Here is a 23,170-nt window from a genome sequence, read left to right as displayed (position 1 = left end):
CGAGCATCGAGTCGAGCCGGCGCATTGATACGCCGGCTCGACCCGCTCGGGGGACGTGGTGGGGCGTCAGCGGCCCTGGAACTCCGGCTTGCGCTTCTCCAGGAACGCCCGGGGGCCCTCCTTGGCGTCGGCGCTGGAGAACACCGCGGCGCCGACCCGGGCGTCGTCGGCCCAGCAGTCCTCCTCGTGCTTGCCCTCGGAGTCGCGCATCGTCCGCAGGATCGCCTGGACCGCGAGGGGTCCGTTGGCGGCGACCATGTCGGCCAACTCGCGCGCCTTGGTCAGCGCCTCGCCGTCGGGGACGACGTGGCCGATCAGGCCGAGCTCCTTGGCCTCGGCGGCCATCAGCGTGCGGCCGGTCAGCAGCAGCTCCGCGGCCACGGTGTAGGGGATCTGGCGGGGGAGCCGCACCGCAGAACCACCCATCGGGTAGAGCGACCAGCGGGCCTCGGCCACGCCGAACTTCGCGGACTCGCCCGCGACCCGGATGTCGGTGCCCTGCAGGATCTCGGTGCCCCCGGCGATGGCGGGGCCCTCGACCGCGGCGATGAGCGGCTTGGTCAGCCGGAAGCCCTTGAGCAGCCCCTTGATGACCGACGGGTCGAACTCGCCGGACTCGAAGGACTCCGAGGGCGGTTTCTCGTCGGCCTTCTGCAGGTCCATCCCGGCGCAGAAGTAGCCGCCCGCCCCGGTGAGGATGCAGACGCGGATCGAGTCGTCGGAGTTCACCCGGTCCCAGGCGTCCTCCATGATCCGCAGCATCTCGCTCGAGAGCGCGTTGCGGCGCTCGGGACGGTTCATGGTCACGGTCAGGACGTGGCCGTCCTGCTCCACCAGGCAGTCAGTCATGGCCGTGATGCTAGCCACAAACGAGAACGTGTTCTAGTCTGCGGTCGTGGCCCTCAACATCGCTGACCTGTTCGAGCACGCGGTCGACGCCGCCCCCGACAACCCCGCCGTCAAGGTGGGCGATCGCACCGCGACGTACGCCGACCTGGAAGCCGAGTCCAACCGGCTCGCCCACTACCTGCAGAGCCAGGGAGTCGGTCCCGGCGACCACGTGGCGATCTATGCCAAGAACTCCATCGAGCACGTCGTGGCGGTGCTGGCCACGGTGAAGATCCGCGCCGTGACGATCAACGTCAACTACCGCTACGTCGAGGGGGAGCTCAACTACCTCTTCGACAACGCCGACGTGGTTGCGGTGGTCTTCGAGCGCTCCTACGCCCCGCTGCTGGCCTCGGTCGCGCCGAACCACGAGAAGCTGACGACGTTCGTCGCGATCCCCGACGCGATCGACCCCGACGACGCCTCGGACGTCTCCTCCTTCGGCGGCGTCCTGTACGCCGACGCGGTGGCCGACCAGAGCGCCGAGCGTGACTTCGGCGAGCGCAGTGCCGACGACCTGCACATCATCTACACCGGCGGCACCACCGGCTTCCCGAAGGGCGTCATGTGGCGCCACGAGGACTTCTGGCGCGTGCTCGGCGGCGGCATCGACTTCTACACCGGCGAGCCGTTGGAGGAGTTCGACCAGTCCAAGCAGGCCACGGACCCGCGGATGACCACCTTCCCGCTGAGCCCGCTGATGCACGGCGGCGCGCAGGCCGGCCTGCTCATGCACCTCTTCGCCGGGCACCTCACCGTCCTCGAGCCGAAGTTCGACCCCCAGCGCACCTGGGAGATCATCGAGCGCGACAAGGTGCAGCTGATCTTCATGACCGGCGACGCCATGGCCCGCCCGCTCATCGAGGAGTACGAGCGCAAGAAGGCCACCGGCACGCCGTACGACGGCAGCAGCCTGTTCGCCATCTCCAGCTCGGCCGCCATCTTCTCCCCGCCGGTCAAGAAGCGCTGGATGGACGAGTTCACCAACGCCGTCTTCACCGACTCGATCGGCGCCACCGAGACCGGGTTCTCCGGGATGGGGATGCAGGACAAGGGCGCGATCAGCACCGACGGCCCGGTCGTGGCCCTGGGTCCCGCCTCGGTCGTCCTCGACGAGGACAACCGTCCGATCCCGATGACGGAGGTCGGCAAGATCGGCCGACTCGCCCGGGGCGGCAACATCCCGCAGGGCTACTACAAGGACCCGGCGAAGTCGGCGGCGACCTTCATCGAGGTCGACGGCACCCGCTACTCGGTGCCCGGTGACTTCGCCCGCATCGAGGCCGACGGCAAGGTCACGCTGCTCGGCCGCGGCTCCAACTGCGTCAACACCGGCGGCGAGAAGGTCTACCCCGAGGAGGTCGAGATGGCCATCAAGGGACACCCGGCGGTCTACGACACCCTCGTCGTCGGCATTCCCGACGCGACCTACGGCCAGGCGGTCGCCGCGGTCGTCGAGCTGCGCGAGGGGCAGAGCCTCGAGCTCGAGGAGCTGCGGGAGTACCTCCGCTCGCACCTGTCCGGCTACAAGCTGCCCCGGTCGCTGACGGTCGTCGACACGATCCCGCGCAACGCCACCGGCAAGGCGCAGTACGTCGCAGCCAAGGAGATGGCGCTCGCCGACCGCTCCGCGCCGGCTGCCGGCTGACACCACCCCCCCATCCGCGACCCACCACTGCCAGGAGAGACCTGACATGCGCACCCCGATCTGCGACGAGTTCGGCATCGAGTACCCCATCCTCGCCTTCACCCCGTCCGAGCACGTGGCGGCGGCCGTGAGCCGTGCCGGTGGCCTCGGTGTCCTGGGCTGTGTCCGCTTCAACGACACCGAGGAGCTCGACCGGACGCTGACGTGGATGGACGAGAACACCGACGGCAAGCCGTACGGCGTCGACGTCGTCATGCCGATGAAGATCCCCACCGAGGGCACCTCGACGGACCTGTCGGCCTACATCCCCGAGGAGCACAAGAAGTTCGTCGACGAGACGCTGCTCAAGCTCGGCGTCCCGCCGCTCCAGGAGGGCGAGGGCCGTGAGGGCGTCCTGGGCTGGCTGCACTCGATGGCCCGCTCGCACGTGGACATCGCGCTGCAGCACCGTCCGGTCTTCATCGCCAACGCCCTCGGGTCCCCGCCGGTCGACGTCATCGAGCAGTGCCATGCCGGGGGCCTCAAGGTCGGCGCGCTCGCCGGTGCTCCGAAGCACGCCCTGAGCCACGTGGCCAACGGCGTCGACATCATCATCGCCCAGGGCTACGAGGCCGGCGGCCACACCGGTGAGATCGCCTCGATGGTGCTCACGCCCGACATCGTCGACGCGGTCGGCCCCGACGTGCCGGTGCTCGGTGCCGGTGGCATCGGCTCGGGCCGGCAGGTGGCCGCGTCGCTGGCGCTCGGCGCGCAGGGGGTGTGGACGGGCTCGATCTGGCTCGGCACCGAGGAGTACCGCAATCTCTCGGCCAACCACTCCGCCTGGGAGACCGCCTTCACCCGGGCGACCTCGGCCGACACCGTGCGCACCCGCGTCTACACCGGCAAGCCGGCCCGCCTGCTCAAGACCAAGTGGACCGAGGCCTGGGCGGAGGAGGGTGCGCCGCAGCCGCTGCCGATGCCGCTGCAGAACCTCCTGGTGGCCGAGGCCCACAACCGGATCGTGGCCTCGAACGACCCCGACGTGATCTCGATGCCGGTGGGCCAGATCGTCGGCCGGATGAACGAGGTGCGCCCGGTCGCCGACGTGATGGCCAGCCTGGTGTCCGAGTTCGAGGAGGCCGTGGCGGCCCTGAACAAGGTCAACGGCTGAGCGGTTCCCAGTCCACGGTCGAGGCCCCGAGCACCTGCTCGGGGCCTTAGCCTTCTGGTGTGACGGACGCAACGCGCGCAGGTGGAGCCTGGCGGCGCCTGGCCCTGGTCGGTGTGGCCCTCGCCCTCGGTGGCGGGACCCTCGTGGCACAGGGCGGCACCGTCTCGGCGGACGACCCGTTCCCGAAGCCGGTGCCGCAGGCGGGCTGCGGGAAGGGCTCGATGCCCGAGACCGACATCCAGGGGCGCGTCCCGCGCGCGGACTACCGCTCGGGGCGTGCTGCGGAGGGCTACACCTGCAACACCCGTGAGCTGGCCCACGAGGGCGGCTCGGGCGGCTTCAAGGTGCTGCGCTACACCGACGAGCAGGGCAACACCTGCGCGTTCTACGACAACACGCTGATCTTCCCCCGCGACGTGGTGAACAACCTGACCACCGGCCAGGGCACCGTCGTGCTCGACATGAACCGGCCGCGTCGTCCGGTGCGCACCACCACGCTCGACTCGCCGGCGATGGTCAGCCCGCACGAGTCGCTGCTGGTCAACCGCAAGCGGGGGCTGCTGGCCGCCGTGCTGGGCACGGCGGCGACCTACCCCGGCGTGCTCGACGTGTACGACGTCAGTGAGGACTGCCGCGACCCGCAGCTGCTCTCCTCGACCCTGTCGGGCGTGCTGGGGCACGAGTCGGGGTGGTCGAAGGACGGGCGGACCTTCTACAGCTCCAGCACGATCGCGACCCTGGCCGCGGTCGACCTCACCGACCCGACGGACCCGCAGGTGCTGACGACGCAGTGGGGCGTGAACTACCACGGCCTGCGGCTCTCCGACGACGGCCGCACGATGTACGCCGCCAACATCGGCGACCCCGGTCCGACGGGTGTCACCGACGGGGGCATCGCGATCCTCGACGTCTCCGAGGTCCAGGACCGGGTCGAGGACCCCGAGATCACGGTCCTGTCGAAGCTCACCTGGCCCGAGCACTCCATCCCGCAGGTCGCCGAGCCGTTCACCCGCGGTGGTCGCCACTACGTGCTGGAGATCGACGAGTTCGTCGACTTCTTCGAGGCGACCAACGCGCTGGCCTACCCGGGCTCCCCGGTGGGCGTCGCGCGCATCATCGACGTCGAGGACCCGACCGCTCCGGAGGTCGTCTCCAACATCCGCCTCGAGGTCCACCAGCCCGAGAACCGTGGCGGCGACCAGCTGCGCGATCCCGGAGCCTGGTTCCCCGCGCAGGGGTACGCCGGTCACTACTGCTCGCTGCCCAAGCGCCGCAACCCGAAGCTGGCCGGTTGCTCGATGATCGCCTCGGGCCTACGTCTGTTCGACATCCGCGACGTCGAGCACCCGCGGGAGGTCGGCTACTTCAACCAGCCGTTGGTCCCCGGGACCGCGCTCAAGCCCCCGACGCTCGGGGGCGCCTACGCCATGTCGGCGCCGGCGTACGACCGCAGGCGCGGCCAGGTCTGGTACACCGACACCAACACGGGCTTCTACAACGTCCGCCTCACCAACGGCCTGAGGAAGCTGCTGCGCTGATCGCAAGAACCGACCTTCGGTCCGCGCCACGCCGACAGACCCGTCCCGAAGGTCGGTTCCTGGCGGCTAGCCCGCCGAACCGGCGTATCAATACGCCGGCTCGCCCTCAGGCGTACGCCGTGCCGCGCTCCTCGCGGGTCCACAGCTCGCCGTCGCCGGCGGAGACGCCCTGGGCCATGAGCTCCCGCTTGAGCACCTTGTTGGTCGCGGTGGCCGGGAGGTCGTGGTTGATCCGCACGTAGCGGGGCCAGGCCTTGGGGGAGAGGTCGGGCTGCTCGCGCAGGAACGCCTCGAACTCCGCCTGGCTGACCTTCTCGCCCTCGTTGAGCACCATCGCGGCCATCACCTGGTCGCCGACCCGGTCGTCGCGGACCGCATACACCGCGACCCGGTTGAGCGCGGGCAGACGCTGCAGGATCCGCTCGATGGGGCCGGCCGCGAGGTTCTCGCCGTCCACGCGCATCCAGTCGGCGGTGCGGCCGGCGAGGTAGATCCAGCCGTCGGCGTCCTTGTAGGCCAGGTCGCCGGACCAGTACATCCCGTACCGCATCCGGTCGGCGTTGGCGTCGGGGTCGTTGTAGTAGCCCTGGAAGTAGCCGCCCCCGGTCGTGTTGACCAGCTCGCCGACGGCCTCGTCGGCGTTGAGCAGGGCGCCGTGCTCGTCGAAGCGGGCGACGGGGCACTCGGTGACGGTCTCGGCGTCGTAGATCGCCACACCGTCCATCCCCTTGCCGATGGAGCCCGGGGGAGTGCCCGGCTCGCGCAGGATGATGATGGCCAGCTCCGTGGAGCCGAAGCCGTCGGTGACCTCGCAGTCGAAGCGCCGGGCGAACTCCGCGATGTCGCGGTCGCTGGCCTCGTTGCCGAAGGCCACCCGCAGCGTGTTGTCCGCGTCGTCGTCGCGCTCGGGGGTGGCCAGGACGTAGGCCAGGGGCTTGCCGACGTAGTTCATGTAGGTGACGCCGTAGCGGCGCACGTCCTCGAGGAAGCGGGACGCCGAGAACCGGGTGGGCACCATCGTCGCGCCGCAGCCCACCGCGACCGCCCAGCCCGCGACCACCGCGTTGGAGTGGAACAGCGGCATCGAGAGGTAGCAGACGTCGTCGGACGTCATCGAGAACCGGTCGACGAGGTTGAGCCCGGAGAAGAGCACCATCAGGTGGGCTACCTGCACGGCCTTCGGGTCCCCGGAGGTGCCAGAGGTGAAGATCATCATGAAGGTGTCCATGGCCTCGACCTCGCGCAACGGCGCCAGCGCCCCGGCGGCGGAGACCTCCTGGGCCCACGCGTCGGAGTCGACGTCGACCACGCGCACACCACCGAGGTCGACGCCCTCGAGCAGCGGCAGGTGCTCGGCGTCGGTGAGCAGCACCTGGCACTCCGCACGGCGCACGTCCGCGGCGAGGCCCTCGCCGCGCCGGGTCGTGTTGATGCCGCACAGCACGTAGCCGGCGAGGCCGGCCCCGGCCATCGCGCGGAGCATGGCGGGGGAGTTGCCGAGCAGGGTCCCCACGTGGGGGGCGTGCTCCCGGTCGAGCACCGCCAGCACGGCCGCGGCCTCGGCGGAGGCCTCCGCGAGGTGCTCCCGCCAGGTCCAGGTCCGCTCGGGCGTCGCGATCGCCGTGCCGTCGTCCTCGAGTCGGTCCCGGAGCATCTGCTGCACGTTCTCGGCCACTGGTTCCCCCTCGTAGAACACGTTCTATTTGACGCGTGTCAACGTATGGTGCGCGTCACACCTGGTCAAGCACTTCGCGCAGATCGGTCACGTCGGCGTACGTCGTCCCGCGCTCCTCGCGCTCGAGCAACCGGCCCCGGCCGGCGACCGGGCCCTCGTCGGCCAGGCTGCGCTTGAGCACCTTGGTCGTGGCGGTGCGGGGCAGCTCGTCGAGGTCGGCGAGCAGGCGGACCCAGCGCGGCCGCCCCTTGGTGGGCAGGTCGGGCTGGGCGTCGAGGAAACGCGTCACCTGCGCGGCGTCCAACGGGGGGTCGGCCAGGAGGGCGGCGACCACCTGGTCGCCGACGCCGTGCGGGCCCGGGTCCGGGACGGCGTACACCGCCGCCTGCGTGACCGCCGGGTGCCGCAACCAGATCCGCTCCAGCGGGGCGGCGGCGAGGTTCTCGCCGTCCACCCGCATCCAGTCCGCGGTCCGGCCGGCGAAGTAGACCCAGCCCTCGGCGTCGCGGTAGGCGAGGTCCCCGGACCAGTACATCCCTCCACGCATCCGCTCGGACTCGGCGCCGGGGTCGTTGTAGTAGCCCGCGAACGCGCCGGACCCGGCGGTGTTCACCAGCTCGCCGATCGCCTCGTCGGCGTTGGTGAGTCGTCCGTCGTCGTCGAAGACGGCGTCCGCGGTCGGCAGCGACGTCTCGGCGTCGAGCACGGCCACCCCCGGCAGCGGTCGGCCCAGCGAGCCGGCGGGCATGTCGGGCTGGCGCTGCACGATGACGGCGTTCTCGGTGGAGGAGTAGGAGTCGACGACCGTGCAGCCGAAGCGCGTCGCGAACTCGTCGATGGCGCGCTCGTTGGCCTCGTTGCCGAAGACCAGGCGCAGCGGGTTGTCGGCGTCGTCCTCACGCGCTGGGGTGGCCAGGACGTAGGAGAGCGGCTTGCCCACGTAGTTGGCGTACGTCGCCCCGTGGCGGCGGACGTCGGGCAGGAAGCCCGACGCGGAGAACCGCCGGGCCAGGGCGACCGTCGCCCCGCCCGCCAGGGCGGGTGCCCAGCCGGCCATCACGGCGTTCGAGTGGAACAGCGGCATCGAGAGGTACGCGGTGTCGTTGCTGCCCAGCCCGAACCGCTCGGCCAGCATCACGCCCGGCCCGGCCACCTTGGCGTGCGTCACGCGGACCGCCTTGGGGTCGCCGGAGGTGCCCGAGGTGAAGATCAGCATCAGCAGGTCGTCCGGACCGATCGTGACGTCGGGTGCGCCCGCGTCCGCGTGCTGCTCGAGCAGGTCGGCCCAGTCCGGGGCGTCGACGGGGACCACCGGCACGTCGTCCAGCCCGTCGAGCAGCTCGGTGTGATCGGCGTCGGTCAGGACCAGCTGGCAGTCCGTGCGGTGTACGTCGGCAGCGAGCGCCTCGCCACGCCGTGTCGGGTTGAGCCCGACGACGACCAGCCCGCCGAGGGCGGCCGCCCCGAGCGTCAGCAGGAAGTCCGGGGTGTTCTCCAGCAGCACCCCGACGTGGGGAGGGCGCTCGTCGTCCAGCAGGGTCCGCAGCGCCGCTGCCCGCTGGTGGCCCTCTCGGACCACCTCGGCCCACGAGTGCCGCTCGTCCTCGAAGAGCAGCCCGTCCCCGGTGTCGTCCGCGCGCGCCAGCAGCAGGTCGCGGACGGTGGTCTCGACGCCCGCTCGCTGCGCTCGCTGCTCGACCACCGGGGGGTGGCCCGCTCGCTGCGCTCGCTGCTCGACCACCGGGGGTCTCAGGCCGGCTCGGCCGCGAGCACCCGCCCGATCGCGAGCGCCTGCTCGGTGCTGCCGCCGAAGGCGAACTCCAGGCGCTTGGCGGTGGTGAAGTAGCGGTGCGCCTCGCCGTCGAGGTCGATGCCGACCCCGCCGTGGACGTGGACCGTGGTGTGCGCCAGCCGGTGCGCGGCGTCGGCCGCCCACAGCTTGGCGATGGCCACCTCGGTCTCGGCGGGCAGGCCCTCGGCGAGGCGCCAGGCGGCCGACCACAGGGTCAGTCGCTGGCCGAGCACGTCGATGTAGCCGTCGGCCAGTCGCTGGGAGACCGCCTGGAACGTCCCGATCGGACGCCCGAACTGCTCGCGCGTCTTCGCGTACTGCGCGGTCAGCCGCAGCGCGCCCTCGGTGATGCCGAGCAGCTCGGCGCCGGTGGTGACGGTGACCAGGTCCCCGAGGCGACGCGCGGTGCTGCCGTCGAGCGAGCCGACCAGGGTCCCGGCCGCCTCCTCCAGGTCGAGGCGCGCGACGGTGTCGCCGTCGCTGGTGCGGCCGGGGGTGGTGCGCACGCCGTCGGCGTCGGCCGCCACGAGGAACACCCCGACGCCGTCTGCCGTGCTCGCGCTGACGAGGTACGCCGCAGCGTCGGTGCCCGCGCGGACCAGCGACTTCGCGCCGGAGACCGACCAGCCCGAGCCGGTGCTGCTCGCGGTGGTGACCGGGAGCGCGGGCAGGTGGGAGCGCTCCTCGCTCAAGGCCACGGTGAGGACCTGTTCGCCGGAGGCGGCGCCCGGGAGCCAGGCAGCGGCCAGGTCGGCGTCGGCCGACTCGGCGAGCAGCAGCGCCGCTGCGCCGTGCGTCGCGAGCGGGACGGGCGCGACGCGCTGGCCGACCTCGTGCAGCACCCGGCACAGCTCGACGAGGCCGAGCCCGGCACCGTCGTACTGCTCGGGGACGGCGAGGGAGAGCAGGCCCGCCTCACCGAGCGCGGCCCACAGGTCGCGGTCGAAGCGGCTGCCGGCGGCCTCGACGGCCTTCTGCCGGTCGAGGGTCACGCGGTCGTCGAGGATCGAGGCGGCCAGGGCCGCGGCGTCGTCCTGCTCGGGGGTGAAGGAGAAGTCCATGTCAGTCCGTCCTGGTGCTGGTCGAGAGGGGCCGCGGGTCAGCGCTTCGCGGCGGGCAGGCCGAGGCCGACATAGCCGATGATGTCGCGCTGGATCTCGTTGGTGCCACCGCCGAAGGTCATGACCAGCGAGGAGCGGAAGAAGCGCTCGAGGCGGCCGGCGATGACCGCGCCCTCGGAGTCGGCGGTGAGCCCGGCGTGGGGGCCGACGATCTCCATCAGCGAGCGGTAGACCTCGGTGGCCAGCTCGGAGCCGTAGATCTTGGTCGCCGACGCCTCGGCGGGGGAGAGGTCGACGCCACGGTCGGCGTCGGAGGCCAGCTTCCAGTTCAGCAGGGTGAGCATCTCCACGCGGGCATGGGCGCGGCCGAGCGCGATCTGCACCCACTCGGCGTCGATCACCCGCTGGCCGTCGGGGTTCTTGGTCTGCTGCGCCCACTCGCGCACGAGCTTGACCGACTGGGTCAGCGGAGCCGACGACGTCAGCGCCACGCGCTCGTGGTTGAGCTGGTTGGTCATCAGCGACCAGCCGCCGTTGAGCTCGCCGACCAGGTTGCCGACGGGGACGCGGACGTCCTCGTAGTAGGTGGCGCTGGTGTGCACGCCGGCGACGGTGTGCACCGGGGTGTAGGAGAAGCCGGGGGAGTCGGCCGGGACCAGGATCATCGACAGGCCCTTGTGCCGCGGCAGGTCGGGGTCGGTGCGGCAGGCCATCCAGATCCAGTCGGCGTACTGGATGAGCGAGGTCCACATCTTCTGGCCGTTGATGACCCACTCGTCGCCCTCGCGCACGGCCTTGGTCCGCAGCGAGGCGAGGTCGGTGCCCGAGCCCGGCTCGGAGTAGCCGATGGAGAAGTGCAGCTCGCCGGCCAGGATCTTCGGCAGGAAGTAGTCCTTCTGCTCCTGGGTGCCGTAGCGCATGATCGTCGGCCCCACGGTGTTCAGCGTGAGGTAGGGGATCGGCACGCCGAAGTCGGCCGCGACGTCGGTGAAGATCAGCTGGTCGACCATGGAGCGGGCCTGGCCGCCGTACTCCTTGGGCCAGCCGATGCCCAGCCAGCCGTCGGTGCCGAGCTGGCGGATCACGCCCTTGTAGACGCCCGCCTCGCCGAACTCGCCGGTCGCGGCGCTGAGCCCGGCACGGATCTCCGGGGTGACGAGGGCGCCGAAGTACTCCCTCAGCTCCTCTCGCAGCGCGATCTGGGCGGGTTCGAGGGCGAGGTGCATGGAGGGCTCCCGGGTGCGGAGGCGGATGTCGCTCGGATGACGCTGGAATGGCGCAGGATGGGGACGAGACCGGGTGTGACGCTGGCCTCGTCGTCCCGAAAACTATAACCTGTTCTCGTTTTGGTCCACCGTCACCGACGACGGACCACCTCCGGCCCCGACTCCGTCACAGACCAGGGAGGTCCTCATGACCGGCACGGCCACCCCCTCCGGCACCCGCCACCTCGACCAGGGCACGCCGCCGGACAGGTACGCCCGCGGCTGGCACTGCCTCGGCCTGGCCCGATCGTTCGAGGACGGCAAGCCGCACGCCATCGAGGCGTTCGGCGGCAAGCTCGTCGTCTGGCAGGACAGCGCGGGGCAGCTCAACGTCCTCGACGGCTACTGCCGGCACATGGGCGGCGACCTGACCCAGGGCACCGTCAAGGGCGACCAGATCGCCTGCCCGTTCCACGACTGGCGCTGGGGCGGCGACGGCAAGTGCAAGCAGATCCCCTACGCCCGCCGGGTCCCGCTGCGCGCGCGCACCCAGCGCTACGAGACCGCGATCCGCAACGAGTCGCTGTTCATCTGGTACGACCCCGAGGGCTCGGCCGGCGACCACGACCTGCTCCCGCCCGAGCTGCCGGGCCTCGCGTCGGGCAAATACACCGACTGGTTCTGGGAGACCGAGCACATCGAGGGCTCCAACTGCCGCGAGCTCATCGACAACGTGGTCGACATGGCGCACTTCTACTACGTGCACTTCGCGTTCCCGACGAGCTTCCGCAACGTCTTCGAGGGCCAGCAGGCCACCCAGTTCATGGAGTCCAAGGGGCGCCCGGACGTCAGTGGCGGCTACGGCTCGGAGGAGCTGTTCCTGAAGTCCGAGGCCACCTACTACGGGCCGTCGTACATGATCAACTGGCTCTGGACCGACTACAAGGGCTTCAAGACCGAGGTCGTGCTGGTCAACACCCACATCGCCACGGGCCCCAACTCCTTCACCCTGCAGTACGGCATCCTCGTCGAGAAGCCCGAGGGCATGGATGACGAGACGGCGAACTTCATCGGCAAGAAGTACGCCGACATGTTCGGCCAGGGCTTCCTGCAGGACGTGCACATCTGGAAGAACAAGGTGCCGGTCCAGAACCCGCTGCTGTGCGAGGAGGACGGGCCGGTCTACCAGCTGCGCCGCTGGTACGAGCAGTACTACGTCGACGTCGCCGACATCACCTCCGACATGGTCGACCGCTTCGAGTTCGAGGTCGACACCACCAAGGCCAACGAGTTCTGGCAGGACGAGGTCGCCCAGAACCTCGAGAAGAAGGCCGCCGAGGACGCCGCCGGCGACACCGAGGGCAGCGACGACCCGGCCCTGATGTCGGGCACCTGAGATGGCCTCGTTCGTCCCCACCAGCGCCGAGACGCTGGAGGACCAGCGTCTCTACACCCAGGCGCGGCTGACCCGCGTCGAGTGCCTGGACTGCCTGGCGGCGGTGGGCGTGAAGAAGAACAGCGATCACCACACGTCGGTCCAGTGGACCGCCGAGGCCGCCGCGCAGTGCCCCGACCTCGCACGGCGCAAGGCCGAGAGCCCCGACGGGCGGCTCGCCTTCCACGCCTGCCCGCGGATGAGCGCGAGCATCGAGGCCGCTGTGCGGGACGGCCGGCTGACCATCGGAGCAGAGGACGGATACTGAGCCACCGTGACCGACTCATACGTGCTGGAGGTCGTGAAGGTCGTCGACGAGACGGCCGACGCGCGCTCCATCTCCTTCCGGGTGCCCGAGGGCGCCGAGTCCGCCTTCGAGTACAAGCCGGGCCAGTTCCTGACCCTGGCGGTGCCGAGTGACCGCGACGGCCTCGCCGCCCGCTGCTACTCGCTGTCCTCGAGCCCGCACGACGGCGGCCCGCTGACGGTCACGGTCAAGCGCACCGTCGACGGCTACGCCTCCAACTGGGTCTGCGACCACCTCGAGGTCGGCTCGACCATGCGGGTGCTGCCGCCCAGCGGCATCTTCACCCCCGCCTCGCTGGACGCCGACCTGCTCCTCTTCGCCGGCGGCAGCGGCGTCACCCCGATCATGTCGATCACCCGCACCGCGCTCGCGCACGGCTCCGGCCGGATCGTGGTGTTCTACGCCAACCGCGACGAGCGCTCGGTGATCTTCGCCGAGGAGCTCACGCGACTGGCGGCCGAGCACCCCGACCGGCTGCAGGTCGTGCACTGGCTGGAGTCGGTGCAGGGGCTGCCGACCGGCGAGCAGCTCAAGGCGTTCGCGTCGGCGTACACCACCTGGGACGCGTTCGTCTGCGGCCCGGCGCCCTTCATGAAGCTGGTCGTCACCGCGCTGCGCGAGCTGGAGTTCCCCCGCGAGCGCCGGCACCAGGAGAAGTTCGTCTCGCTGGGCGGCAACCCGTTCGGCGACGTGGCCGAGGTCGCGGCAGCCGCCCAGGAGGTCGCGGAGGCCGAGTCGGAGGACGGCGCCGAGGGTGCGGCACCGGTCGACGTGCCCGACGGTCCGCAGGAGCCGGTGCGCCTCGAGGTCGAGCTCGACGGCGAGACGCACGCCTTCGACGACTGGCAGCCGGGCACGACGCTGCTCGAGCACCTGGAGTCCAAGGGCGTGAAGGCGCCGTACTCCTGCCGCGAGGGGGAGTGCTCGGCCTGCGCCGTCCGGCTGCTCGAGGGCGAGGTCAAGATGCTGCACAACGACGTGCTCGACGACGAGGACCTCGCCGACGGGATCCGCCTGGGCTGCCAGTCGGTCCCGGTCACCGACACCGTCCGCGCGACGTACTCCTGACCGGTCGCGGCGCGGGGGCGACTACCAGCCGCGCTCGCGCCACTCGGCGAGGTGCGGCCGCTCGTCGCCGAGCCGGCCGTCGGCGCCGTGGCCGGGGTAGAAGTGCGTCTCGTCCGGCAGCGTGCCGAACACCTTCTCCTCGACGTCGTCGATGAGCTGGGCGAAGGCGTCGGCGTCCCCGAAGGTCGCGCCCACCCCGCCGGGGAACAGCGAGTCGCCGGTGAGCAGGTGCGTGCCGCCGTGGGCCGTGCGGTGCAGCAGCGCTATCGAGCCGGGGGTGTGGCCGGCGATGGCGATCACCTCGAGCTCGCACGAGCCGACGGCCACCCGGTCCCCGTGCTCGAGGCGTACGTCGACGGGCACGCCGGTCTGCTCGGTGACCGCGTCGGCGTCCGGCTCGCCGACCAGCACCTGCGCACCGGTCCGCTCGACGACCTCGGCGAGCGCGCGGTGGTGGTCCCAGTGCTGGTGGGTCGTCACGACCGAGACGAGCCCGCCGTCCCCGACGAGGTCCAGCAGCGTCCCGGCGTCGTCGGCGGCGTCGACGAGGACCTGGTCGCCGGTCTCGGCGCAGCGCAGGAGGTAGCTGTTGTTGCTCATCTTCGGGTCGACCGCGACCTTCGTCAGGGTCAGGCACCCCAGGTCGCGGGTCTGGGCGGGGTCTCCCGGCGTCACGTCTCCGGTGTAGGTCTCCATCACCATGCTCCGATCTGCGGCAGGTCGCCGCCCTCGCTGCTCATGCCGGTCCCGTCCCCACGACCGCTGAGCCACCGTGCCGTGTCGGCCGCGGAGCCCCGCACCACGGGGGCGTCGGGCGCGACGTTACCGACATCGCGCTCGCGCCCGGCGTCGGTGAGCAGCAGGCGGAACCCGGGGGAGAGGTCGGCCAGGCGGGCGGCCATGGAGTCCACCGTCGCCTCGGCGAAGGCGTGGGGCCAGTCCTGGTGGCCGTAGCCGACGGCCAGGTCCACGTGGTGGATCTCGACCTCACGCCAGCGCATGGCGGGCACGGCTGCCGCGCGGAACGTGGGACCCCCGGGCACCCGGTCGATCCGTCGCGACCACTCCTGGTCGTCCATGGCCGCCACGGCGTCGGCGAAGCGACTGACCGAGCCGAGCAGGCGGTCCCGCACGACCGGGACCGCGGCGCCCGACAGCTCCTCGATGTCGTGGTCCCGGGCCTCCGCGGAGGGGTACATCGGGACGCCGCGGCCCTGGCGCAGTCCCTCGAGCGACCCGGCGAGACCCTCCGCGTTCAGGGTCAGGTGGGCGACGAGGTGCGCCCTGGTCCAGCCGGGGAGGAGGCTGTCCCCGTGCCAGGTGTCGTCGGTCATGGTGTCGACGGACCGGACCAGCCGCTGCGTCGCGTCGTACAGGGCGTCGATCGCGGCGTGGACGGCGGTGAGGTCCGTGGTGTCGGTCACGTCGCCATCCTGCCCCGACCGCGGCGGGCATGAACGCCCACGTCCGGGTGTTCCCCGGACTGTCGGTGCTGCGTGAGATGGTCCCGACGGGCGTCGACCAGGGGGTCGACGTACCATGACGAACACGTGTTCGAGTTGCGGGCCGCGCTCGGGCACCCCCGACCCGGACCGCCGGGCACCAACCCAGGAGACCTCTCTGTGGCCGACCAGCTGATCATCCGCGGGGCGCGCGAGCACAACCTCAAGGACGTCTCGATCGACCTGCCGCGCGACTCGCTCATCGTGTTCACCGGGCTCTCCGGCAGCGGCAAGTCCTCCCTGGCCTTCGACACGATCTTCGCCGAGGGGCAGCGTCGCTACGTCGAGTCGCTCTCGGCCTACGCGCGGCAGTTCCTCGGCCAGATGGACAAGCCCGACGTCGACTTCATCGAGGGCCTCTCCCCGGCGGTCTCGATCGACCAGAAGTCCACCTCGCGCAACCCGCGCTCGACGGTCGGCACGATCACCGAGGTCTACGACTACCTGCGCCTGCTCTACGCGCGCGCCGGCCGGCCGCACTGCCCCACCTGCGGCGCCAAGATCGAGCGGCAGACCCCGCAGCAGATCGTCGACCGTGTCCTGACGCTGGAGGAGGGGCGCCGCTTCCAGGTCCTCGCTCCGGTGATCCGCGGCCGCAAGGGCGAGTACGTCGAGCTCTTCGCCCAGCTCCAGACCCAGGGCTTCTCGCGCGTGCGCGTCGACGGGGAGACCCACTCCCTGGACCAGCCGCCGACCCTGGACAAGAAGCTCAAGCACACCATCGAGGTCGTGGTCGACCGGCTCGCGGTCAAGGAGTCGGCCAAGCGCCGGCTCACCGACTCGGTCGAGACCGCGCTGACGCTCTCCGGCGGCCTGGTCGTCCTCGACTTCGTCGACCTCCCCGAGGACGACGAGCACCGCGAGATGCGGTTCAGCGAGAAGATGGCGTGCCCCAACGAGCACACCATCGACGTCGACGAGCTCGAGCCGCGCTCTTTCTCCTTCAACTCCCCGTACGGCGCCTGCCCGGCCTGCACCGGCCTCGGCACCCGGATGGAGGTCGACCCCGAGCTGGTCGTCCCCAACCCCTCGGCCACGCTCGGCGAGGGCGCGATCCAACCGTGGTCCCACGCCCACATCAGCGACTACTTCCTGCGCCTGCTCGGCGCACTGGGCGACGAGGTCGGCTTCGACCTCAACACCCCGTGGGAGGACCTGTCGGCGAAGGCGCAGCGCTCGATCCTCGACGGTCACGGCAGCAAGGTGCACGTCGTCACCCGCAACCGCTACGGGCGCGAGCGCGCCTACTACGCCGACTTCGAGGGCGTGCGCGGCTACGTGGAGCGCCGCCACCGCGAGGCCGAGTCCGACACCAGCCGCGAGCGGTTCGAGTCGTTCATGCGCGAAGTGCCCTGCCCCACGTGCAAGGGCTCGCGGCTCAAGGCGGTCTCGCAATCGGTCACCCTCCAGTCCGGCACGGGCGAGCAGCGCGGCATCGCCGAGGTCTGCGCCCTGCCCATCAACGAGTCCGCGGCCTTCCTCGCGGACCTGGAGATGACCGCCCGCGAGCGCCAGATCGGCGAGCGGGTGCTCAAGGAGATCCACGAGCGGCTGCAGTTCCTGCTCGACGTGGGCCTGGACTACCTCTCCCTCGACCGGGCCTCCGGCTCGCTGTCCGGCGGCGAGGCGCAGCGCATCCGGCTGGCGACCCAGATCGGTGCCGGTCTCGTGGGCGTGCTCTACGTCCTCGACGAGCCGTCGATCGGTCTGCACCAGCGCGACAACCACCGGCTCATCGAGACGCTGCTGCGGCTCAAGGACCTCGGCAACACCCTCATCGTCGTCGAGCACGACGAGGACACCATCAAGGTGGCCGACTGGGTCGTCGACATCGGTCCGGGCGCCGGCGAGCACGGCGGCCAGGTCGTCCACAGCGGCACCGTCGAGGACCTGCTGGCCCACCCCGACTCCCTGACCGGTCAGTACCTCTCCGGACGCCGTGAGATCCCCGTCCCGGCCAAGCGTCGCCCCCGCACCGAGGGTCGGGAGCTGACGGTGCTCGGGGCGCGCGAGCACAACCTGCGCGACGTCGACGTCACGTTCCCGCTGGGGCTCTTCGTCGCCGTCACCGGTGTCTCCGGCTCGGGCAAGTCGACGCTGGTCAACGACATCCTCTACACCTCGCTGGCCAAGCAGCTCTACAACGCCCGCACCCTGCCCGGGCGCCACAAGGCGATCACCGGTCTCGAGCACGTCGACAAGGTGATCCACGTCGACCAGTCGCCGATCGGGCGCACCCCGCGCTCCAACCCCGCGACGTACACCGGCGTCTTCGACCACGTGCGCAAGCTCTTCGCGGCCACGCCCGAGGCCAAGATGCGCGGCTACCTCCAGGGCCGGTTCTCGTTCAACGTCAAGGGCGGGCGCTGCGAGGCGTGCGCCGGCGACGGCACGATCAAGATCGAGATGAACTTCCTGCCCGACGTCTACGTCCCCTGCGAGGTCTGCCACGGTGCGCGCTACAACCGCGAGACGCTCGAGGTCCACTACAAGGGCAAGACCATCGCCGAGGTCCTCGACATGCCGATCGAGGAGGCGGTGGAGTTCTTCGCCGCGGTGCCGGCGATCAATCGCCACCTCAAGACCCTCGTCGAGGTCGGCCTCGGGTACGTCCGGCTCGGGCAGCCCGCGACCACCCTGTCCGGCGGCGAGGCCCAGCGCGTGAAGCTGTCGGCCGAGCTGCAGAAGCGCTCCACCGGCCGCACCGTCTACGTCCTCGACGAGCCGACGACCGGTCTGCACTTCGAGGACATCCGCAAGCTGCTGCTGGTGCTGGGTCGTCTGGTGGATGCCGGCAACACCGTGCTGGTCATCGAGCACAACCTCGACGTCATCAAGACCGCCGACTGGTTGGTCGACATGGGGCCCGAGGGTGGCTCGCGAGGCGGCATGGTCGTCGCCGAGGGCACTCCGGAGGCGGTCGCGGCCGACCCCGACAGCCACACCGGCCGCTTCCTCGCCCCGCTGCTGGAGGGCAAGGAGGCCGAGCAGCCCGAGGGCCTGCTGGCCGCCTCGGCCGCCCCCGCGCAGGTGCGTGCCACCCGTCGGCAGGCGGCGCAGCGCACCGCCAACGAGCGTGCCGCCGCCAAGCGGACCGCGACGAAGAAGGCGTCCGCCGCGAAGAAGCCCGCTGCCAAGCGGACGGTGAAGAAGTCCTGAGAGGAGTCGGAGTCGGCGGTCCGCCTGGGGCCCACCTGGCTAGGCTCGCCGCACCCCGACCCTCGAGAGGACCCCGATGAGCCAGCCCACGGAGCCCCGCCCGTCCCGTCAGACCGCCGCTGCGCGCCCGACGCTCTCGCGCCGCCACGCCCTCGGCGGTGTCGCCGGTGTGGGGCTGGGGCTGCCGCTCCTCGCGGCCTGTGCAGGTGACGACTCCAGCGCCACCGACCCCGCCGGCTCCCCGGGCGCCTCGACGGGCGGGTCGCCGTCGACCGACAGCGGGTCCTCCGGTGGCAGCGCTGCCTCGGCGGCGTTCGCCTCGACCGCCGACGTGCCCGTGGGCAGCGGTGCGGTCTTCCCCGACGAGGGCGTGGTCGTCACGCAGCCGACTGAGGGGGAGTTCCTCGGCTTCTCGATCACCTGCACCCACCAGGGCTGCCCGGTCGACTCGGTGAGCGACGCCGGCATCAGCTGCCCCTGCCACGGCTCGGTCTTCGACCTCACCTCGGGCGCCCCGACCGCCGGCCCCGCGACCTCCGCCCTCGGCGCGGTGCAGCTCACCGTCGACGGCCAGGACATCTCCCGCGCCTGATCCACCTCCCACGCCGAGCCGGCGTGTTGATACGCCGGTTCGACGGGACCAGCACGCCGAGCCGGCGTGTTGATACGCCGGTTCGACCCGTGGGTACGCCGGTCGCGGCCGGACCCGCAGCACCAGGAGTGTCCCCGGTCCCTCGTAGGCTGATGGCGTGCCCGCCCGACCGACTCCCCGCACGTCCCGCGGACCGCTGTCCTACCGTCCCGAGCCGGGCTCGATCCCGACCCAGCCGGGCGTCTACCGCTTCCGTGACGCCCAGCGCCGGGTGATCTACGTCGGCAAGGCCAAGAACCTCCGGGCGCGGCTGTCGTCGTACTTCCAGGACATCGCCAACCTCCACCAGCGCACGGCCTCCATGGTGACCACGGCCGCCTCGGTGGAGTGGACCGTCGTGGGCACGGAGGTCGAGGCGCTGCAGCTGGAGTACTCCTGGATCAAGGAGTACGACCCGCGGTTCAACGTGAAGTACCGCGACGACAAGTCCTACCCCTGGTTGGCGGTCACGCTCGGTGAGGAGTTCCCCCGCGTGATGGTGGGGCGCGGAGCCAAGCGCAAGGGCACCCGCTACTTCGGCCCCTACTCCCACGCCTGGGCGATCCGGGAGACCGTCGACATCCTGCTGAGGGTCTTCCCGATGCGCTCGTGCAGCAACGGCGTCTTCAAGCGCTCCGCCCAGGTGGGTCGCCCCTGCCTGCTCGGCTACATCGACAAGTGCTCGGCCCCCTGCGTGGGGCAGGTCTCGCCCGAGGAGCACCGGGAGATCGTCGAGGACTTCTGCGACTTCATGGGCGGTCAGACCAAGCCGTTCATCCGCCGCATCGAGAAGGAGATGTACGCCGCCAGCGAGGCACTCGACTTCGAGAAGGCCGCCCGGCTGCGTGACGACCTCGGCGCCATGCAGCGTGCGCTGGAGAAGCAGGCGGTCGTGCTGGGCGATGGTGCCGACGCCGACGTGGTGGCCCTGGCGGAGGACCCGCTCGAGGTCGCGGTGCAGGTCTTCTACGTGCGCGGCGGGCGTATCCGTGGCCAGCGCGGCTGGGTCGCCGACCGGATGGACGAGGGCGAGACCCCTGAGCTGGTCGAGAACTTCCTGCTCCAGCTCTACGCCGGCGACGCCGACTCCATCCCGCGCGAGGTGCTGGTTCCGGCGCTGCCTCCGGACGTCGAGACCCTCGAGGAGCTGCTCAGCGACCTGCGCGGCAGTCGGGTCCGCATCCGGGTTCCCCAGCGGGGCGACAAGCGGGCGCTGGCCGAGACCGTCGCCAAGAACGCCGCTCAGTCGCTGGCGTTGCACAAGACCAAGCGCGCCAGCGACCTCACCACCCGCAACCGCGCGCTGGAGGAGATCCAGCAGGCCCTCGAGCTCGACGACGTGCCGCTGCGCATCGAGTGCTACGACGTCTCCAACCTCCAGGGCACCGAGGTGGTGGCCTCGATGGTCGTCTTCGAGGACGGCCTGCCCCGCAAGGGGGAGTACCGCAAGTTCGTCATCAAGGGCGTCGACGGACAGAACGACGTCGCCTCGATGCACGAGGTCATCACCCGGCGGTTCCGCCGGCTGCTCGACGAGCAGGCCCGCTCCGAGCTCAAGCCGGGCACCGAGGAGTCCGGCCCGATGCTGGTCGACCCCGAGACCGGGCGACCCCGCAAGTTCGCGTACGCGCCGGGGCTGGTCGTGGTCGACGGCGGGCCGCCCCAGGTGGCCGCGGCGCAGCGGGCGCTCGACGAGCTCGGCATCGACGACGTACCGGTCTGCGGGCTGGCCAAGCGCCTGGAGGAGGTCTGGCTCCCCAGTGAGGAGGACCCGGTCATCCTCGCCCGCAGCAGCGAGGGGCTCTACCTGCTCCAGCGCATCCGCGACGAGGCCCACCGCTTCGCCATCGCCCACCACCGCAACCGCCGCTCGAAGTCGATGGTCGAGTCGGTCCTCGACGACGTCCCGGGGTTGGGGGAGGTCCGGCGCAGGACCCTGCTCAAGCACTTCGGCTCCCTGAAGAAGCTCAGGGAGGCCGAGGTCGAGCAGATCGCGCAGGTCCCGGGGATCGGGGTGCGCACCGCGGAGTCCATCAAGGCCGCGGTGTCCGGCGGCCGGGCGGGCGCGGGTGGAGCGGCGACCGGGCGCCCGGACGGGCCTACGGTGGTCTCCGTCAACACCGCCACCGGTGAGATCGAGGAAGAGTGACGGGAGCAGTGACACCGCGATGAGCATCCCCGAGACCGGCCCTCTGGTGGTCGTCACCGGCATGACCGGTGCCGGTCGCAGCACCGCCGCGAAGGAGCTGGAGGACCTCGGCTACTTCGTGGTGGACAACCTGCCACCGTCCCTGCTGCGTGACGTGGTCCGGCTCGTCGACGAGTCCCGCGGCCCGCAGCAGCCGATCGCCGTCGTGGTCGACGTCCGGTCGGGCTCGTTCTTCGACGACCTGCAGGAGAACCTCGCGCACGGCGCGACCGGGCGGCGCGCCACCCTGGTGTTCCTCGAGGCCAGCGACGACCTGCTCGTACGCCGGCAGGAGGCGGCTCGCCGACCGCACCCGCTGCAGGGCACCGGTCGGCTGCTCGACGGGTTGGTGCGCGAGCGCACCGTGCTCGCCGACCTGCGCGGCGAGGCGGACCTGCTCATCGACACCACCTCCCTCAACGTCCACCAGCTGACCGCGCGGATCCGTGAGGCCTTCGGCACCGAGGAGACGACCCGGTTGCACATCCGGGTGGTCTCCTTCGGCTTCAAGTACGGCATCCCGGTCGACGCCGACTACCTCGCCGACATGCGGTTCCTGCCCAACCCGCACTGGATCCCCGAGCTGAGGGCGCACACCGGCCGGGACTCCGACGTCTCCGACTACGTGCTATCCCAGCCGGGTGCCGCGGAGTTCCTCGACGCCTACGTCCCGGTGCTCACCGGGGTGGCGGAGGGCTACCTCCGCGAGGGGAAGCGCTTCATGAGGGTCGCGATCGGCTGCACCGGCGGCAAGCACCGCAGCGTCGCGATGACCGAGGAGATCACCCGCCGCCTCCAGGAGCTCGGCCACCAGGCCACGGCCACCCACCGGGACCTCGGCCGTGAGTGACCTCTGGTCCCACGACCCGCTCCCCGGGCAGGGGCCCGGCGACACCGCCGGGGCCGGGGGCGGGCTCGACCGCGCCCAGGCGGTCGTCGCCCTCGGCGGCGGCCACGGCCTGCACGCGTCGCTGCGGGCCCTGCGCCACCTGGTCGACGACGTCGTGGTCGACGAGCTCACGGCCGTCGTCACGGTCGCCGACAACGGGGGCTCGTCGGGTCGGTTGCGAGGTGAGTTCGGCGTCCTCCCACCCGGCGACCTGCGGATGGCGCTGGCCGCGCTGTGCGGCGAGGACGAGTGGGGACGCACCTGGGAGGGCGTCCTGCAGCACCGATTCGCCGGGGAGGGCGAGATGAACGGCCACGTGGTGGGCAACCTGCTCATCGTGGCCCTGTGGGAGCAGCTCGGCGACCACGTGGGAGCCCTCGACATCGTCGGTCGCCTGCTGGGCGCCAAGGGCCGGGTGCTCCCGATGGCGCTGTGCCCGATGGACATCCACGCGGAGGTCCGGGGCCTGGACCCCGACGACCCCGACGCGCTGGAGGTCGTGCGCGGCCAGGTGGAGGTCGCCACCACCGAGGGGGTCATCACCAGCGTGGCCCTCGACCCGCCGGCACCGCCCACCAGCCCCGACGCGCTGGCCGCGCTGGGCGCGGCCGACTGGGTGTTCCTGGGACCGGGCTCGTGGTTCAGCTCGGTCATCCCGCACCTGCTGGTGCCCGACCTGCGCGACGCGCTCACCACCACCTCCGCCAAGGTCGTCGTCGTCCTGAACCTCGCCGAGCAGCCGGGGGAGACCGGCGGCTTCAGCCCGGCCGACCACCTCTCGGTGCTGCTCGAGCACGCGCCCGACCTCCCGCTGCACAGCGTGCTGGCCGACGCGGGCACGCTGCGGCGGGCGGGAGCCGAGGCGGCCTGGCACCTCGAGGAGCTGACCGCGGCCGTCGGTGCGCGGTTGGTGCTCGCGGACGTGGCGGCCGCCGACGGCTCCCCACGCCACGACCCGCGGCTGCTGGCCGACGCCTACGAGTCGGTCATGGCCGGGGCCTGAGGGTCGTTGACGTGCGTGCGAGGATCGC

General features: G+C 71.4%; 18 protein-coding genes. 11 read left to right on the top strand and 7 right to left on the bottom strand.

The genetic code is table 11. From position 1 onward, the window contains the following. Nucleotides 1-66: 66 nt before the first annotated feature. Nucleotides 67-849, bottom strand: coding sequence for a crotonase/enoyl-CoA hydratase family protein (locus tag BKA05_RS09240; RefSeq protein ID WP_179531181.1), 783 nt, complete (start codon nucleotides 847-849; stop codon nucleotides 67-69). A gap of 46 nt (nucleotides 850-895) precedes the next feature. On the opposite strand from BKA05_RS09240, the gene BKA05_RS09235 reads away from it, so the two are divergent. Genes BKA05_RS09235 through BKA05_RS09225 form a run of 3 tightly spaced genes read left to right on the top strand, consistent with a single transcriptional unit; the run spans nucleotide 896 to nucleotide 5,227 of the window. After that, on the top strand, nucleotides 896-2,536 hold the full coding sequence (locus BKA05_RS09235) for an AMP-binding protein (protein WP_179531180.1): 1,641 nt from the start codon (nucleotides 896-898) through the stop codon (nucleotides 2,534-2,536). Nucleotides 2,537-2,582: 46 nt separating this feature from the next. Further along, nucleotides 2,583-3,689, top strand: a complete 1,107-nt coding sequence (locus BKA05_RS09230; protein WP_179531179.1) for an NAD(P)H-dependent flavin oxidoreductase — start codon at nucleotides 2,583-2,585, stop codon at nucleotides 3,687-3,689. Nucleotides 3,690-3,748: 59 nt separating this feature from the next. Next, entirely contained in the window at nucleotides 3,749-5,227 is a 1,479-nt protein-coding gene (locus BKA05_RS09225) for an LVIVD repeat-containing protein (protein ID WP_179531178.1), read from the top strand. Nucleotides 5,228-5,333: 106 nt separating this feature from the next. On the opposite strand, the gene fadD1 is transcribed toward BKA05_RS09225, so the two are convergent. The 4 genes from fadD1 to BKA05_RS09205 are packed head-to-tail and all read right to left on the bottom strand — an operon-like array spanning nucleotide 5,334 to nucleotide 10,981. Next, nucleotides 5,334-6,902 carry a fatty-acid--CoA ligase FadD1 gene (gene fadD1 / locus BKA05_RS09220; protein WP_179531177.1) on the bottom strand — a complete coding sequence of 523 codons (1,569 nt, stop codon included), beginning with the start codon at nucleotides 6,900-6,902 and terminating at the stop codon, nucleotides 5,334-5,336. Nucleotides 6,903-6,957: 55 nt separating this feature from the next. After that, nucleotides 6,958-8,604 (bottom strand): AMP-binding protein, encoded by a 1,647-nt coding sequence (locus BKA05_RS09215; protein WP_179531176.1) that lies wholly within the window; start codon nucleotides 8,602-8,604, stop codon nucleotides 6,958-6,960. Between the two features lie 47 nt (nucleotides 8,605-8,651). Continuing rightward, nucleotides 8,652-9,755 (bottom strand): acyl-CoA dehydrogenase family protein, encoded by a 1,104-nt coding sequence (locus tag BKA05_RS09210; RefSeq protein ID WP_179531175.1) that lies wholly within the window; start codon nucleotides 9,753-9,755, stop codon nucleotides 8,652-8,654. A 38-nt stretch (nucleotides 9,756-9,793) separates the two neighbouring features. Beyond that, nucleotides 9,794-10,981 carry an acyl-CoA dehydrogenase family protein gene (locus BKA05_RS09205; RefSeq protein WP_179531174.1) on the bottom strand — a complete coding sequence of 396 codons (1,188 nt, stop codon included), beginning with the start codon at nucleotides 10,979-10,981 and terminating at the stop codon, nucleotides 9,794-9,796. Between the two features lie 187 nt (nucleotides 10,982-11,168). Here BKA05_RS09205 and BKA05_RS09200 point away from each other — a divergent pair, with 187 nt between their 5' ends. Genes BKA05_RS09200 through BKA05_RS09190 form a run of 3 tightly spaced genes read left to right on the top strand, consistent with a single transcriptional unit; the run spans nucleotide 11,169 to nucleotide 13,770 of the window. Further along, a complete protein-coding gene (locus BKA05_RS09200; protein WP_179531173.1) occupies nucleotides 11,169-12,356 on the top strand; it encodes a 3-ketosteroid-9-alpha-monooxygenase, oxygenase component in 1,188 nt (395 codons plus the stop codon). Between the two features lies 1 nt (nucleotide 12,357). Further along, the gene (locus BKA05_RS09195) at nucleotides 12,358-12,663 is read left to right on the top strand and encodes a hypothetical protein (RefSeq protein ID WP_179531172.1); all 306 of its coding nucleotides are present in this window, start codon (nucleotides 12,358-12,360) and stop codon (nucleotides 12,661-12,663) included. A gap of 6 nt (nucleotides 12,664-12,669) precedes the next feature. Next, nucleotides 12,670-13,770, top strand: coding sequence for a 2Fe-2S iron-sulfur cluster-binding protein (locus BKA05_RS09190; RefSeq protein WP_179531171.1), 1,101 nt, complete (start codon nucleotides 12,670-12,672; stop codon nucleotides 13,768-13,770). A gap of 21 nt (nucleotides 13,771-13,791) precedes the next feature. On the opposite strand, the gene BKA05_RS09185 is transcribed toward BKA05_RS09190, so the two are convergent. Both BKA05_RS09185 and BKA05_RS09180 read right to left on the bottom strand, forming a co-directional pair. After that, nucleotides 13,792-14,466 carry an MBL fold metallo-hydrolase gene (locus BKA05_RS09185; protein ID WP_179531170.1) on the bottom strand — a complete coding sequence of 225 codons (675 nt, stop codon included), beginning with the start codon at nucleotides 14,464-14,466 and terminating at the stop codon, nucleotides 13,792-13,794. Then, the gene (locus BKA05_RS09180; RefSeq protein ID WP_179531169.1) at nucleotides 14,466-15,194 is read right to left on the bottom strand and encodes a maleylpyruvate isomerase family mycothiol-dependent enzyme; all 729 of its coding nucleotides are present in this window, start codon (nucleotides 15,192-15,194) and stop codon (nucleotides 14,466-14,468) included. Before BKA05_RS09180 ends, BKA05_RS09185 begins: the two co-directional genes overlap by 1 nt. Before the next feature lie 198 nt (nucleotides 15,195-15,392). On the opposite strand from BKA05_RS09180, the gene uvrA reads away from it, so the two are divergent. The 5 genes from uvrA to BKA05_RS09155 all read left to right on the top strand — a co-directional run bounded on the left by uvrA (nucleotide 15,393) and on the right by BKA05_RS09155 (nucleotide 23,142). Then, nucleotides 15,393-18,431: an excinuclease ABC subunit UvrA gene (gene uvrA, locus BKA05_RS09175; protein WP_179531168.1), complete on the top strand. Its 3,039-nt coding sequence runs from the start codon at nucleotides 15,393-15,395 to the stop codon at nucleotides 18,429-18,431. 76 nt (nucleotides 18,432-18,507) lie between these two features. After that, on the top strand, nucleotides 18,508-19,023 hold the full coding sequence (locus BKA05_RS09170) for a Rieske (2Fe-2S) protein (protein WP_179531167.1): 516 nt from the start codon (nucleotides 18,508-18,510) through the stop codon (nucleotides 19,021-19,023). A gap of 157 nt (nucleotides 19,024-19,180) precedes the next feature. After that, a complete protein-coding gene (gene uvrC, locus BKA05_RS09165; protein ID WP_179531166.1) occupies nucleotides 19,181-21,211 on the top strand; it encodes an excinuclease ABC subunit UvrC in 2,031 nt (676 codons plus the stop codon). A gap of 19 nt (nucleotides 21,212-21,230) precedes the next feature. Next, nucleotides 21,231-22,100, top strand: coding sequence for an RNase adapter RapZ (gene rapZ / locus BKA05_RS09160; protein WP_179531165.1), 870 nt, complete (start codon nucleotides 21,231-21,233; stop codon nucleotides 22,098-22,100). Continuing rightward, the gene (locus tag BKA05_RS09155) at nucleotides 22,093-23,142 is read left to right on the top strand and encodes a uridine diphosphate-N-acetylglucosamine-binding protein YvcK (RefSeq protein WP_179531164.1); all 1,050 of its coding nucleotides are present in this window, start codon (nucleotides 22,093-22,095) and stop codon (nucleotides 23,140-23,142) included. Before rapZ ends, BKA05_RS09155 begins: the two co-directional genes overlap by 8 nt. Nucleotides 23,143-23,170 lie beyond the last annotated feature (28 nt).

Origin of the sequence: Nocardioides marinus (genome assembly GCF_013408145.1) — a bacterium.
GTDB lineage: Bacteria > Actinomycetota > Actinomycetes > Propionibacteriales > Nocardioidaceae > Nocardioides > Nocardioides marinus.
Note: the sequence above shows the minus strand (reverse complement) of the source record. Positions and strands in the feature narration are given on the sequence as shown.

Coding starts and splice junctions, on each gene's coding strand:
- BKA05_RS09240 (WP_179531181.1), bottom strand. CDS start 849: ATGACTGACTGCCTGGTGGAGCAGGACGGCCACGTCCTGACCGTGACC.
- BKA05_RS09230 (WP_179531179.1), top strand. CDS start 2,583: ATGCGCACCCCGATCTGCGACGAGTTCGGCATCGAGTACCCCATCCTC.
- BKA05_RS09210 (WP_179531175.1), bottom strand. CDS start 9,755: ATGGACTTCTCCTTCACCCCCGAGCAGGACGACGCCGCGGCCCTGGCC.
- BKA05_RS09205 (WP_179531174.1), bottom strand. CDS start 10,981: ATGCACCTCGCCCTCGAACCCGCCCAGATCGCGCTGCGAGAGGAGCTG.
- BKA05_RS09200 (WP_179531173.1), top strand. CDS start 11,169: ATGACCGGCACGGCCACCCCCTCCGGCACCCGCCACCTCGACCAGGGC.
- BKA05_RS09195 (WP_179531172.1), top strand. CDS start 12,358: ATGGCCTCGTTCGTCCCCACCAGCGCCGAGACGCTGGAGGACCAGCGT.
- BKA05_RS09185 (WP_179531170.1), bottom strand. CDS start 14,466: ATGGAGACCTACACCGGAGACGTGACGCCGGGAGACCCCGCCCAGACC.
- BKA05_RS09170 (WP_179531167.1), top strand. CDS start 18,508: ATGAGCCAGCCCACGGAGCCCCGCCCGTCCCGTCAGACCGCCGCTGCG.
- rapZ (WP_179531165.1), top strand. CDS start 21,231: ATGAGCATCCCCGAGACCGGCCCTCTGGTGGTCGTCACCGGCATGACC.